Source organism: Leisingera sp. JC1, from assembly GCF_001679925.1.
Taxonomy (GTDB): domain Bacteria; phylum Pseudomonadota; class Alphaproteobacteria; order Rhodobacterales; family Rhodobacteraceae; genus Leisingera.
Window position 1 is genome coordinate 56,454 of the sequence record NZ_LYUZ01000024.1, and the last position, 13,496, is coordinate 69,949.

The 13,496-nt window shown below is 62.3% G+C and carries 14 protein-coding genes; 6 read left to right on the forward strand and 8 right to left on the reverse strand.

The features are described from left to right. The 7 genes from A9D60_RS03915 to A9D60_RS03945 form a co-directional block, all read right to left on the reverse strand. Positions 1-1,362: a tetratricopeptide repeat protein gene (locus A9D60_RS03915; RefSeq protein ID WP_065266395.1), complete on the reverse strand. Its 1,362-nt coding sequence runs from the start codon at positions 1,360-1,362 to the stop codon at positions 1-3. 258 nt (positions 1,363-1,620) lie between these two features. Then, positions 1,621-2,820, reverse strand: a complete 1,200-nt coding sequence (locus tag A9D60_RS03920; RefSeq protein WP_065266396.1) for a CaiB/BaiF CoA transferase family protein — start codon at positions 2,818-2,820, stop codon at positions 1,621-1,623. After that, a complete protein-coding gene (locus tag A9D60_RS03925) occupies positions 2,807-4,420 on the reverse strand; it encodes a thiamine pyrophosphate-binding protein (protein WP_065266397.1) in 1,614 nt (537 codons plus the stop codon). Before A9D60_RS03925 ends, A9D60_RS03920 begins: the two co-directional genes overlap by 14 nt. A 126-nt stretch (positions 4,421-4,546) precedes the next feature. Further along, positions 4,547-5,017 (reverse strand): DUF302 domain-containing protein, encoded by a 471-nt coding sequence (locus A9D60_RS03930; RefSeq protein WP_065266398.1) that lies wholly within the window; start codon positions 5,015-5,017, stop codon positions 4,547-4,549. Positions 5,018-5,102: 85 nt separating this feature from the next. After that, on the reverse strand, positions 5,103-7,136 hold the full coding sequence (locus tag A9D60_RS03935) for a PhoX family protein (RefSeq protein ID WP_065266458.1): 2,034 nt from the start codon (positions 7,134-7,136) through the stop codon (positions 5,103-5,105). Between the two features lie 81 nt (positions 7,137-7,217). Next, positions 7,218-7,556 carry an ArsR/SmtB family transcription factor gene (locus A9D60_RS03940; protein ID WP_065266399.1) on the reverse strand — a complete coding sequence of 113 codons (339 nt, stop codon included), beginning with the start codon at positions 7,554-7,556 and terminating at the stop codon, positions 7,218-7,220. A gap of 194 nt (positions 7,557-7,750) precedes the next feature. After that, positions 7,751-8,758 (reverse strand): GlxA family transcriptional regulator, encoded by a 1,008-nt coding sequence (locus tag A9D60_RS03945; RefSeq protein WP_039182297.1) that lies wholly within the window; start codon positions 8,756-8,758, stop codon positions 7,751-7,753. Between the two features lie 251 nt (positions 8,759-9,009). Here A9D60_RS03945 and A9D60_RS03950 point away from each other — a divergent pair, with 251 nt between their 5' ends. The 6 genes from A9D60_RS03950 to A9D60_RS03975 all read left to right on the forward strand — a co-directional run bounded on the left by A9D60_RS03950 (position 9,010) and on the right by A9D60_RS03975 (position 12,850). Beyond that, a complete protein-coding gene (locus tag A9D60_RS03950; protein ID WP_065266400.1) occupies positions 9,010-9,642 on the forward strand; it encodes an ATP-dependent Clp protease proteolytic subunit in 633 nt (210 codons plus the stop codon). A 150-nt stretch (positions 9,643-9,792) separates the two neighbouring features. Beyond that, positions 9,793-11,061: an ATP-dependent Clp protease ATP-binding subunit ClpX gene (gene clpX, locus A9D60_RS03955; RefSeq protein ID WP_019295832.1), complete on the forward strand. Its 1,269-nt coding sequence runs from the start codon at positions 9,793-9,795 to the stop codon at positions 11,059-11,061. Between the two features lie 66 nt (positions 11,062-11,127). Next, a complete protein-coding gene (locus A9D60_RS03960) occupies positions 11,128-11,493 on the forward strand; it encodes a RidA family protein (protein WP_065266401.1) in 366 nt (121 codons plus the stop codon). A gap of 133 nt (positions 11,494-11,626) precedes the next feature. Further along, positions 11,627-12,013, forward strand: coding sequence for an NADH:ubiquinone oxidoreductase subunit NDUFA12 (locus A9D60_RS03965; protein ID WP_065266402.1), 387 nt, complete (start codon positions 11,627-11,629; stop codon positions 12,011-12,013). Between the two features lie 25 nt (positions 12,014-12,038). After that, a complete protein-coding gene (gene mlaD / locus A9D60_RS03970; protein WP_065266403.1) occupies positions 12,039-12,491 on the forward strand; it encodes an outer membrane lipid asymmetry maintenance protein MlaD in 453 nt (150 codons plus the stop codon). Then, the gene (locus A9D60_RS03975) at positions 12,488-12,850 is read left to right on the forward strand and encodes a DUF2155 domain-containing protein (RefSeq protein ID WP_065266404.1); all 363 of its coding nucleotides are present in this window, start codon (positions 12,488-12,490) and stop codon (positions 12,848-12,850) included. Before mlaD ends, A9D60_RS03975 begins: the two co-directional genes overlap by 4 nt. On the opposite strand, the gene aat is transcribed toward A9D60_RS03975, so the two are convergent. Continuing rightward, positions 12,814-13,446, reverse strand: a complete 633-nt coding sequence (gene aat, locus A9D60_RS03980) for a leucyl/phenylalanyl-tRNA--protein transferase (protein ID WP_065266405.1) — start codon at positions 13,444-13,446, stop codon at positions 12,814-12,816. The two genes, A9D60_RS03975 and aat, sit on opposite strands and share 37 nt — an antisense overlap. Positions 13,447-13,496: the final 50 nt, after the last annotated feature.

The window sequence follows — 13,496 nt, forward strand, 5'->3', positions numbered from 1 at the left end:
TTATTCGGCGGGAACGCTTTTGGGGTCGGGTGAGTTCCGGCCTTGGGCGATCAAGGCGCGGCGGGCCAGGGCGTAATTGTCCTCGGTGCCGCCGCGTTTGACGCGGCGGTCATCTAGGATTGCTTCGGCTTCGTCAAGCCGTCCTGCGCGCAGGCCGGCGTCGATGGTTATCCGTTCGAAAACATCGCGTTGCGCGTGGCTGCCGCCGGCCAGCTGAAGCGTGGTGCGGGCTGTGGATAAATTCTCGAATGCGGCCTTGTAATTACCGTCCCCGAAGGCCTCCAGCCCGTCGGCGGCAGCGCATCCGGGCGCTGCCATCCGCTCTTTCGCCTCGCTGCCGCCGGTGCTGGCATCGGCGTGAATCCGCTGAACCAGCCTATGCGCGTCCTCCTTGCGGTGGCCGGTCAGAGCCAGGAGGTAGTGCAAATCGGCGAAAATCAGGCTTCCATCCTCGGTCCGGCTGGCACAGAGATTCGCCAGTTCCTCCCAGCGGGAGCCCACATTGACACCTTCCAGCTCCAGCCGCATCAAGAGCGAGGTGGCATTGGAGATGTCGCGGTAGTCGTCGGTCTTGTCCTTGCGGACCTCGGTGTCATAGAGCGCGATGGCCTCGTCCATCTGGCCGAGGTCCAGATGCATCAGCGCTTTGTGCCACCAGACGTGGTAGCGGAAATTGTTGCAATGCGCCCAGGCCTCCTCGCGGCCATGCAGCCATTCCAGCCCGGCAGAGGCGTTGCCGGTCATGTCGTGGACATGGGCAACGGCGTGCAGGCCCCAGGCATCGTCCGGCGCCATCCAAAGCGCCTGGCGGCCGGCGTTGGCCGCGCGCTCGAATTCGCCGGTTTCCTCCAGCGCAAAGGAGTGGCAGCCCAAGAGGTAGCCGCGGCCGGCGTGATCCGGGTCATAGCTTGGCAGCACACGTTCGATCGAGGCGCGCATGCCTGCGGGGTCGCCCATGATGAAACGAATGCCGTGGCTGAGTTTCATCGCCAGCGTGTCCTGCGGGAAGACGTCCAGCACTTTCTCCATCCGCTGGATGGCCAGGCTGGGATGGCCGGCAAGCCAGTTTTCCAGCGCGTCGACATATTTCCGTTCGCGGGGCAGGGTGGCCTCATAGACCGCCTTGGCGTCCTGCAGCGCCTCGCGCGCAGTCGGCAGCAGTTCGCTGCGCCCCAGCATCAGCAGCGACAATCCCTTGATGGCATGTGCCAAGGCGAATTCGGGCGACGCCTTGAGCACTGCGCCCAGATGATCTGCGGTGGAAGCGGCATGGGCCAGGACCCCCAGTTGCACGGCGTTCCAATCCTGCAGTGCGTTGGTGTCAGTCAGGCTGCTCTCCTGGCCGAAAATATCAAGCATCATGGGGGTCCAATCTTTGTCAAATGAAGCGCGGGTTCCTGTCCCGATGGAGAGTAGATCATCGCAACGGTCCGGGCGAACCCCGCTCGCGGTTTGGTGATGGGCTGTGTGCACTCAGCTTTGAAATTCGCCGGATGTGTAGGATTTTCCGGGAAAATTCTGCAAGAGACCGGGGCCGAAGACAGCAAAAACACCGCCGGTTTGGCGGTGTTTTGCCGGAATCTGTAACACTTGGCGGAATGCTGCCGCGGGTTTGGGCGGTCAGGCTGCCCCGAAGGGGGCATCTGAGCTCAGAATCTCCTCTGTGCCCTCGCCGCATTGGGGGGGCGCGTGGCGGTAAGTGACCGGTGTTCGCGAGAAGTTCAGGGGGTTGCCCAGCAGTTTTACCGGTCCTGCCGCAGTGTCCATACCGATAGCCATGTCCCGTGCTGCAACCTGATCCGTGGCAAACAGGGTGTCCAGTGTCTGCACCGGGCCGGCGGGGACCTTGCGGGCCTCCATGGCGTCCAGAACCTCATGCGTGGTAAACCGCTGCACCGAAGGGATCAGCACGCTGTTGAGCGCATCGCGGTTCTGCAGACGGGCCGGGTTGGAGGCAAAGCGGGGGTCTTCTGCCAGGCCCTCAAGCTTCAGGAATTCCATGAACCGGCGGAACTGGCTGTCGTTGCCCACCGCCAAAATCACGTGGCCGTCCGCGGTTTCATAGACACCATAGGGCATAATGCTGGGGTGCTCATTGCCGCGGCGCTTGGGGTTCTGGCCTGTATTCAGATAGGCGACGCCTTCGTTGATCAGCCAGGCGATCTGGGCGTCGACCAGTGCCAGGTCGATTTGCTGGCCTTCGCCGGTTTTCTGGCGGTGGTGCAGGGCCGAGAGGATGCCGATGCAGGCATACATGCCGCACATCACATCGGCGATGCCGACACCGGCCTTCATCGGCTGGCCTTCGGGCTCTCCGGTCAGAGACATGATGCCGCCGAAGCCCTGGGCCATGATGTCATAGCCGGGCTTATGGCTGTTGGGGCCGGTCTGGCCGTAGCCGGAGATCGAACAGTAGACCAGGCCGGGCAGGTCGTTCTTGAGGCTGGCAAAATCCAGCCCGTATTTCGCCAGCCCGCCGGGTTTGAAGTTCTCGATCAGGATGTCGGCCTCTGCCGCAAGACGGCGGATGGCCTGCTGGCCGTCTTCCGTTGCAATATCAATGGCAACCGAGCGCTTGTTGCGGTTGGCGGCCATGAAATAGGCGGAGAGGTCGGATTGCTGCCCGTCCGCATCCACAACATAGGGCGGTCCCCACTGGCGGGTGTCGTCACCGCCGGTCTTGGGGTTTTCCACCTTGATCACCGTGGCGCCGAGGTCGCCCAGAAGCTGGGTGCAGGTCGGGCCTGCCAGAATGCGGGAGAGGTCGAGGACCTTGACGCCATTGAGGGCGCCGTGGGGGAGCAGGTCAGATGCGGCCATCGTAGCCTCCGCGCTCAATCACGGCCGAGATGACGGTGAACTTGTCTGATTTCATTGCGTCCTTCAGGGCGGTGCGCAACTCGCTGCGGCCGGTGACGGTGACACCGTTGCCACCGAACGCGCGGCCAATCGCGGCAAAATCGTGCTCGGCGAAATCGACACCGCCGTTGGCAAGCTGCCGCTGGCGCTGTTTCAGCTCAATCAGGGCAAGGCTGGCGTCAGCGAAGACCACGAAGATCGGCGCCACTCGCAGTTCCGCGGCAGTGGCGAGCTCGCCTGCCACCATCAGGAAGCCGGCATCACCCGAGAAGCTGACCACGGGCCGCTCCGGCTGCGCCAGCTTGCGGCCGATAGCCATCGGCACGGCGCAACCCATGGTGCAAAGGCCGGAAGACTGGATAAGACCGCGTGGCTCGGAACACTCCCACATCTGGCTGAGCAATATCCGGTGGGCGCCGCTGTCGGCGGTGGCAAGGGTTTCCGGGGGCAGCATGGCGCGGCATTCGGCGATGACGCCGGCGGGTCCCCAGTCCTCATCCCTCGGGAAAGCCTCTGCCAGTGCGGACTTGACCGCTGCCGGGCGGCAATTGGCCCAGGTTTCCCGCGGGGCGGTAGCTTCGGAGAGGGCTTCCAGCGTCGGTGTGATGGCGGTCAGGAAGTTCAGCCCGGCCTGATGCATGTAATGGGTGTTGGCCTCCGGTGCGATGTCGATGACGTTCTGGGTCTCAACGTCCCAGACATTGCGCCAGCCGGGGCGCATTTCGATCGGGTCATAGCCGATGGAGAGCACCAGATCGGCCTCGCGCACCAGTGGCAGAATGTGCTTGTCCGCCAAAGGCGACAGGCCAGCACCACCCAGGCATAGCGGGTGGTCTTCGGGCAGGATGCCCTTTGCCTTGTAGCTGGTGACAAAGGGGATCTGGTGTTTCTCAAGAAAACTGCGAAGGGCGGGGCCGGCATTCTCTTGCAACGCGTCGAGGCCGATCACCGCAGCCGGGCGTTCAGCGGCTGCAAGCCAGGAGCGTGCCTGCGCCAGTGCCTCGCCGCTTGGCGCGCAAGCACAGGCAGGTGCTCGGCGGATGCCGCTGTCTTTTGCTGGCGCATCTGCAACCGAGATCGGCACGTCGATATGCACCGGCCCGTTACGGGGTTCTGTCGCGATGGCAACCGCCTTATCTGCGATCAGGTCCGCGGCTTCGGCATCCAGCCGGAAGGTGGCTTTGGTGATCGGGGTGAAAACCGCGCGGTGGTCGAGCACCTGGTGGGTGTAGCTCTGCTCCTCTGCCGCATCGACGCAGCCGGTGAGCACCAGCATCGGCACCCGGTCCTGATGGGCGTTGGCGACCACGTTGATGCCGTTCAGCGCACCAGGGCCGAGGGTGGCGACCAGGATGACCGGCGCGCCGTCCGCATGATGCACGCCTTCACCCATGAAACCGGCGCAGTTTTCATGCTTGGCCAGGTGAAAAGTGATGCCTGCCTTGGTCAGTGCATCCACCAGTGTCAGCACCTCGCCGCCGGGCATCCCGAAGGCATGGCGGCAGCCTGCCTCAAATAGCCGCCGGGCCAGAACATCGGCTGCGCGTGAGGGTTCTGTCATCTTGTCCGTCCAATCCGTTGATTTGCCGCCAGAATGCCGAGCCTGTGCCCGCGCGCAAGCCCTCTCACGCCAGTGTGAGAAATGCTGCGGCGGTTTTTGGCGCAAACGGGGGATTGGGGGCCGCGGTTACTTTTGGGCCTGTTCAGCGATCAGCGCGAAGCGGCGGTCGAGTTGGCCGGCCAGAGCTGCCAGGCCTGCGCCGCCCTCATCCGAGTAAGGGGCAAAGACATGCGTGGGCAGCTTGTAAGACAGCGTGGCGGTGCCGTCAGCTTCCTCTGTCACATACATCCGCACCGGAGCCTCGATCATCGCGGCGGTGGAGAGCGCCAGGATCTTCACTGCGAAGTCGTTGTTGAAGAGGCCGATCACCCGGTTGCCGGGAATGGTGATGCCGCGGGCGGCAGCGGCCTGGGTCGGGCCTGCCTGGGTGACGACACCCAGACCCTCAGCCTTGGCGGCGGCTTTGACGTCTGCAACCAGCTGTTCGAAGGGTTTGGAGGTTTCATGCACGGCCCAGCCGTCGCGCGGGGCAATGCTGCCTGCCGAGACTGTTGCGGCAGAAAGGGCAAAGGCGGCGGTCAGGCGTCTGAAATACATGGGGCTCTCCCGGATGTCAGTGCCAACCCTAAAAGAGTTGCTGCAGTTGCGGGGCTCACATTTGCGTGCGCCGCGCCGCTGCGGGTCAGCCCGCGATCTTGCCGCCGCCTTGTTTGGTGACCACAACCACCGAGGGGCGGGGCGGCATCGCCGGGTCGAAGTCTGGCCAGCGGGTGGCCGGGTCCTCGAAGGTGGATTCTCGCTCAAACCCTTTCAGGCTGGTGGTGCCGTCGGTGCCGGGGTGCTGCACTGCCAGGAACAGGGTTTCATTGTCGGGGGTGAAGTAGGGGCCGCAAAGCTCTGCCCCTACGGGACATCGGAAGAACAGCTTGGAATGGCCGCGCAAATCTCCTTCGGTCTCCACGCCGTAGAGCCCGTCGGATTTGCCTGTCTTGTCCCACTTGCGGCCCTGATCGGTCGCGACCCAGAGGCGGCCCTCCGCGTCCATGGCGCAATTGTCCGGGGAGCCGAACCAGCCGTTTTCTGTGGTTTCCGGGTTCCATTGCGCTCCGACGGCAGCGATTGCGGGATTGCCGCATTGCACCAGGATCGACCAGCTGCCGCGGGTGGCGGCGTGGTCGCCGCCGTTTTCCTTGAGTTCGATGATATGGCCGAAGTCCGAGTCCGGCCGCGGGTTTGCGGCGTCCGTTTGGCCCGGCTTGCGCTTGGAGTTGTTGGTGAGCATCACATAAGCGGTGCCGTCGCCGCGGGGGGAGACGTCTTCGGGGCGGTCCATCGGGGTTGCGCCCAGGGCATCCCCGGCCAGGCGGGCGTCAATCAGGACATCTGCATGGCTGGCAAAGCCGTTTTCATCCGTCAGCGGGCCTTGGCCATGGACCAGCGGCAGCCAATGCAAGGTGCCGTCCGGGTCAAACCGGGCAGCATAGAGCGTGCCGTCGCTAAGCAGTCTGGAGTTGGCGGCCCGGTCCTGCGAAACCGATCCGCGGGAGATGTATTTGTAAAGATACTCGAACCGGGCATCGTCGCCCATGTAGATCACCAGGCGGCCATCTGCAGAAAGGGTGGTTTCCGCGCCCTCATGAGCAAAGCGGCCAAGTGCGGTGTGCTTCATCGGTGTCGATTGCGGGTCCAACGGATCAACCTCAACAACCCATCCGAAGCGGTTCACTTCATTAGGTTCTTTACCGATGTCGAAACGGTCGTAGAACTTGCCCCAGGCGTACCAGTTGCCAGGAGCGCCATAGCGCTCAAGTTTTTCAGCCTCTGGATGCCCGGAGGCGTCGGGCTCGCCATCAAAGCCGGTTTCATCGGTCCAGAAGTAGCCGTGAAAATTCTCCTCTGCCATCAGCCAGGTGCCCCAGGGAGTCATGCCGCCGGCGCAATTGTTCAGGGTGCCGATGACTTCGCGGCCGGATGGATCGGCGCTGGTCTGCATACGCGGATGGCCCGCAGCGGGGCCGTCAACGCCCATTACCGTGTTCAGAGGCGAGATCCGGCGGTTCATCCCGCCGTCGCGCACAAATGTCCATTTGCCGCCGGATCCGCGGGTGATTTCCACCACTGAGCCGCCGTGGGCAGCCATTTCTATTTCCACCAGTTCTTGGGTCATGCCGGCGAAATCAGCTTTGTCCTGCCGGCCGAGGTGCGGGAACATCACCTCCTCGTTGGTGTATTCGTGATTGACGCAAAGGAGGCCGCGGGTGCCTTCTGCATTCAGCGGCAGGAAGCCGATGTAGTCGTTGTTGTAGCCGAATTGCTGTAACTGGGCTTCGGCGCTTTGGTTCATCACGTCGAACTCAGGTGCGTCCGCAGTGATGGGATCGCCCCAGCGCAGCAAGATATCGGCGTCATAGCCCTCAGCGATATGGTGAGTGTGGTCATTTCCCCATGCCAGCTCATCAAAGGCGTAACGGCTTTTGGAGCTTGTGGCCGCCGAGGCAGCTTGAAGCGTTCCGGAGAGAGCGGAAGCGCAGTACAAGGCTGCGGTGGCGGAGATGCTAAGCATCCCATTCAGCACTGTGCGGCGGCCATGGCGCGCAGCGGCCACATCGCCAAAGGTGCGGCGGAGGTTCGGATTGGCCGGACAGTCGTCCGCGGCTTCAAAGGCTTCCGCCTTGTTGCCGGTCTGGGGGTCATTGATGATCTGCCTGCGGTTCACTGCTGAGCTCCGGTTGGCGTGCCGCATGCGGCGGCTAGCACTGTTTCGCCGGTATGCAGAGTATTGCGCAGCCCGGCGGCGTCAATCGCCGTCGTTGCAGAAAATATCGTAAACCACTTCCAGTACGCGGCGGGCTTTGTCATCTGCCAGGCGATAGTAGATCGCCTTGCCGTCGCGGCGCGGAATAACCAGCCCTTCCAGGCGCAAACGGGAGAGCTGCTGCGAGACGGCGGCCTGGCGGGCAGACAGAAGTTGCTCCAGCTCTGTTACGGACTTTTCGCCTGAGACCAGATGGCACAGGATCATCAGCCGCCCCTGATGGCTGATCGCTTTAAGGAAACTGGAAGCCTTGGTCGCATTTGCGAGCATTTGCTCCTTTTGGTCCGGGTCCATGTCAGCTGAAAACTCGGGTAGTGGCATCTTGCGTCTCCAGGCGGCACCGGGGCCCCTTTTCCCTTTTTTGAAATACGCGCAGACCACGAATTAATGCGGCCCGTGCGTATTCTCAACAGAATATCTAAGTTCGCTTAGCAGACCTTACCGGTACGGCCAAAAGAAAAGTTGCCAATTTGGTATCTGTGAAGAGAGTGCCCCTCCGCCCGGCGGGAGCTCCGTCAGCTCCAGCCCTTGCGGAAGAAGTGCGGCGAGGCGCCGAACTTTCGCTTGAACTGGCGCGAGAAATGCGTTGCCGAGTTGAAACCGGAGGCCAGGGCGATTTCGGTGACGCTCATCGAGGTTTCGTTCATCAGCGCAAAAGCATGGCTGAGGCGCATGTCGAAGTAGACGTGCATCGGGCTCTGGTTCAGGTAGCGCGAAAACAGCCGTTCCAGCTGGCGGCGGGAGATGTCGAGCCGATCGCAGAGGTCGCCGATCGACAGCGGCTCCTCAATCGATTCCTGCATCAGCTGCAGTGCATTCAGCAGGCGCTGGTTGCGGCTGCCGATTGCCACCGCGTAGTTAGATTTCTGCGGTGCTGCCTGGCCGCCGGAGCGCACGTGCAGGCACATGTCGGCGACGATGATCGCCAGTTGCTTGCCGTGGCGTTCCTCAATCAGGTGCAGCATCATGTCGGTCGCGGCATTGCCGCCGCCGCAGGTCATCAGCGGCCCGGAGATCTCGAAGATGTTGGGCGATGGTTCCAGGCTTGGATAGCTTTCCAGGAATCCCGGCTGGTTTTCCCAATGCAGGGTGAACTTGTGGTTCTTGATAAGACCGGCCTGGGCCAGCGCAAAGGCGCCGGTGCAGATGCCGCCGATGGAACGGCCAAAGCGGCTTTCGCGGCGCAGCCAGTTCAGGGTGACCTCGCTGGCGGCCGCATGCGGTTCAACCCCGGCGCAGACAAACCCCATCGAATCTGAGGGCAGCGGCTGCAGCTGGGTGTCCGGCGTCACCACCATGCCGTTGGAGCAGCGCACCGGCTGGCCGTCCTCTGTCATGATGTACCAGCGGTACAGCCGGGTGCCGGTCACCTGGTTGGCAATGCGCAAGGGTTCGATGGCGGCGGCCACCGGCAGCATCGTCGCCTTCGGCAGCAGCAGGAAATAGAAATCCAGCGGCTCGCCCTCGAACGGAATGGCGAGATTGGCAGCGGCGCCTTTCTGAACGAAGCTGTCATCGGACATGGCGGGACCCCAGCGCAGCACCCGGTGAAAACGCCGGGCGGAATTCGGACTTGATTTTGCTTCCTAAGGTGCTGGTGCCGCCGGCAGCCGGAGAATAGCGACAGCGCTCCAGCGGATTGCGACACTACATGCAGGTTTGCGTCACCGGGAAAATGCCTGCCGCCTCTTGCAGGTCAAAAGGGGCGATACTAAGACTCGGGTAACACACTGTCGGGTATGGTGCCGGACATAAACAACGCAGGCAGGTTGCAATGATTGATCCCAGAGAAACATACATGAACACCCTGGTCCCGATGGTGGTTGAGCAGACCAGCCGGGGCGAACGGGCCTATGACATCTTTTCCCGCCTTCTGAAGGAGCGGATCATCTTCCTGAACGGTCCGGTTCATGACGGGATGAGCTCGCTGATCGTGGCGCAACTCTTGCACCTTGAGGCGGAAAACCCGTCCAAGGAAATCTCCATGTACATCAACAGCCCCGGCGGCGTGGTGACCTCCGGCCTGTCGATCTATGACACCATGCAGTACATCAAGCCCAAGGTCTCGACCCTGGTGATCGGCCAGGCGGCCTCGATGGGCTCGCTGCTGCTGACCGCTGGTGAGCCGGGCATGCGCTTCAGCCTGCCGAATTCCCGCGTGATGGTGCACCAGCCCTCTGGCGGCTTCCAGGGCCAGGCGACCGACATCATGATCCACGCCGAGGAAACCCTGAAGCTGAAGAAGCGCCTGAACGAGATCTACGTCAAGCACACCGGCCAGGATTACGACACCATTGTCGAAGCGCTGGAGCGCGACAACTTCATGTCGCCGGAAGAGGCCAAGGAATTCGGCCTGATCGACGAGATCGTCGAGAACCGCGCCAAGGGCGATGACGAGCAGGCCTGACGCCTGAGCTTGTGAACAGCCGTGTGCCCCGGCGGTTAAGATGGGGCGCACTTTCACATTGTGGCGGCCTAAGCACTGGCTTAAGCTGGCCAAAAGAGGAAATGCCCCGCAGTGCGGGAGCAGCGGACCGGGCGGACTGAAAGGTAGACCATGGCGACGAATTCAGGCGGCGACAGCAAGAACACCCTCTACTGCAGCTTCTGCGGCAAGAGCCAGCACGAAGTGCGTAAGCTGATCGCAGGCCCCACCGTGTTCATTTGCGATGAATGCGTTGAACTGTGCATGGATATCATCCGTGAAGAGACCAAGGCTTCCGGCCTGAAGGCGACCGACGGCGTGCCGACGCCCAAGGACATCTGCCAGGTGCTTGATGATTACGTGATCGGCCAGGCCACCGCCAAGCGGGTGCTGTCGGTTGCGGTGCATAACCATTACAAGCGTCTGAACCATGCTCAGAAGGCGGGCTCGGACATCGAACTGGCAAAATCCAACATCCTGCTGATCGGCCCCACCGGCTGCGGCAAGACATTGCTGGCGCAGACGCTGGCACGGATTCTGGATGTGCCCTTCACCATGGCGGATGCAACCACGCTGACCGAAGCCGGTTACGTGGGCGAGGATGTCGAGAACATCATCCTGAAGCTCTTGCAGGCGTCTGAGTACAACGTCGAGCGCGCGCAGCGCGGCATCGTCTATATCGACGAGGTCGACAAGATCACCCGCAAGTCGGAAAACCCCTCGATCACCCGCGACGTGTCGGGTGAGGGCGTGCAGCAGGCACTGCTGAAGCTGATGGAGGGCACCGTGGCCTCTGTGCCGCCGCAGGGCGGGCGCAAACATCCGCAGCAGGAATTCCTGCAGGTGGACACCACCAACATCCTGTTCATCTGCGGCGGCGCCTTTGCCGGTCTCGACAAGATCATCGCACAGCGCGGCAAGGGCTCGGCCATGGGCTTTGGCGCCGATGTGCGTGACAATGACGAGCGCGGCGTTGGCGAGATCTTCAAGGATCTGGAGCCGGAAGATCTGCTGAAATTCGGCCTGATCCCGGAATTTGTCGGCCGTCTGCCGGTTCTGGCGACGCTCGAGGATCTGGACGAGGACGCGCTGGTCACCATTCTGACCCTGCCGAAGAACGCCCTGGTCAAACAGTACCAGCGCCTGTTCGAGCTGGAAGACACCGAGCTGGACTTCACCGACGAAGCGCTGAGCGCGATTGCCAAGAAAGCAATCGAGCGCAAGACCGGCGCCCGCGGCTTGCGCTCGATCATGGAAGATATCCTGCTGGATACGATGTTCGACCTGCCGGGAATGGACAGCGTGACCAAAGTGGTTGTGAACGAGGAGGCGGTGACCTCTGATGCGCAGCCGCTGATGATCCACGCGGATGCCGAGAAAGAGCCGGCTTCGGCGGGCTGACAGGCGAAAGTTTCTGATAGAGCGGCGCGGTGATTTCCGCGCCGCTTTCATGTTGAGGAGAAAAACATGATCAAGCGGATTTCTTCGGGCGGCGAGTTCGAGGCCAAGATCGGCTATTGCCGCGCCGTGGTTGCAGGCGGTTTCGTGCATGTGGCGGGAACCGTTGGGCAGGGCGACGATGTGGTGGCGCAGTGCCGCTCGGCGCTGGACACCATCGGCAGTGCCTTGGAGAAGGCAGGCGCCAGCTTTGCCGATGTAGTGCGGGTGAACTACTACCTGCCGGATGCGGCGGAGTTTGAGCCTTGCTGGCCCATTCTGTCGGAAACTTTCGGCGCCAACCCGCCCGCGGCCACCATGATCGAGTGCAATCTGATTGATCCCAAGTTTCGGATTGAGATCGAAGTAACCGCACTGGCGCCCGCGGAGGGCTGACCGGTCCGGCGGCGCAGCGCCGCGGAAGCAAATCTGCCAAATCCCGCCAAGTCACAGGCAGCGCAGGGCGCAAGCCACTGGACCTTGGCGGGAAATTGGGCCATATCGAAGTCGGAAAAATCCGGAGGCACCCATGGGAATCCTGAACACTCTTCTGCGCGCTGTGACCTGGTGGAACGGCTCCACCCTGAACACCCGGATCTTCACCGCCCGTAAGGGGCTTAAAGTAGGTGAGGATGATCAGGGCAACGTGTTCTACCGCAATGCGGACGACAGCAAGCGCTGGGTGATGTTCAACGGCGAAGTGGAAGCCTCCCGCATCAGCCCCGACTGGCACGGCTGGCTGCACCGCACCTTTGACGAGGTGCCGAGCGAGAAGCCGCTGAAGCACAAGGCCTGGGAAAAGCCGCATCAGGAAAACCTGACCGGCACCATGATGGCCTATGCCCCGGCCGGGTCGATCCGCGCGGGCGGCGAGCCGAAAGAGCGCCGCGATTACGAGGCCTGGGTGCCCGAGTAAACACATCTGCCAAAAGGCTGATTTCATGTCCCATAATCCTACTGAAGTTTTTGCCGGCGGCATCGTGCTGGCGGCGGCCATCGGTTTTGCCGTTTATGCGGGTCAGGCGGCGGGCCTGTCGCGTGGCGGCTCCACCTATGATCTGACAGCTTCTTTCCGTTCGCTGGAAGGCGTCAGCGTTGGTACCGATGTGCGGCTGGCCGGTGTCAAGATCGGCACCGTGACCGGTGTTGACCTCAATCCGGAGACCTACCGCGCCGATACCGTGTTCTCGGTCAGGGAGGGCATTGAAGTTCCGGACGATAGCGCAGTGGTAATTTCCTCCGAAGGCCTGCTTGGCGGCAACTTTGTTGAGATCATGCCCGGCGGCTCTCCTTTTGCCTTTGAGCCGGGCGATGAGATCGAGGACACCCAGGGTGCGGTCAGCCTGATTTCGCTCCTGGTGAAATTCGTGGCGGGCGGCGGGGAAGAGTCTTGAGACGCTTTACGGCAGTATTGACGGCTGCCCTGCTGGCGCTCCCCGCCTTGGCGCAGGAGCAGGCCACCCAAGGGACGGCGGCAGTGCTGCGGGCGCTGGACAAGGTCAACGGGCATTCCCTGGATGCGGAGGTCGCCATTGGCGCCAGCGCCGAGATGTTCGGCCTGCTGGTGACCGTCCGGGACTGCCGCTATCCGGCGGACAACCCGACAGGGGACGCTTTTGCCTATTTGTCGGTGCAGGACCCCAAGAATGGATCCGAGCATTTCCAGGGCTGGATGATCGCTTCTAGCCCGGCGCTGAATGCGCTGGATCACAACCGTTATGACGTCTGGGTCATCCGCTGCAAAAGCAGCTGAGGCCCGGGTACCGGCGGCAGTAAAAAATCAGCATCCTTGTCCAAGGCCTCGTGCAGCAGCGCGCGGTATCGTGCGCGTGTGACCTCGACCCCGCCAAGCGACGCCAGATGCGGGGTCAGGAACTGGGTATCGCATAGGGTGAAACCAGCCTTCACCAGCCGGTCTGTCAGATAGGCCAGTGCTACCTTTGAGGCATCGCGGCGGCGGGAGAACATGCTCTCGCCGAAGAACGCACCGCCTAGTGAAACGCCATAGGTTCCGCCCGCCAGCATCCCCTGATGCCAGACCTCGAGCGAATGGGCGTTGCCCATCAGGTGCAGTTCCTGGTAGCGGTCGCGAATTTCGCTGTTGATCCAGGTTTCAGCCCGGTCGGCACAGCCGTCCACCACACCGGCAAAATCCCGGTTCACGGTAATCTCAAACCCGCCGTTGCGGATGCGCTTGGCCAAAGAGCGGGAGATACGGAACCCGTCCAGCGGCAGGATCCCGCGCCGCTTGGGATCGACCCAGAACACTTCGGGGTCGTCGCGGTGTTCGGCCATCGGGAAAACACCGGCGGAATAGGCGTGCAGCAAAAGATCGGCAGTCAGGCTCATGATGCCGCCAGTATAAAGGGGAAAGGCAGGGAAAAGTAAAACGGGGCGCA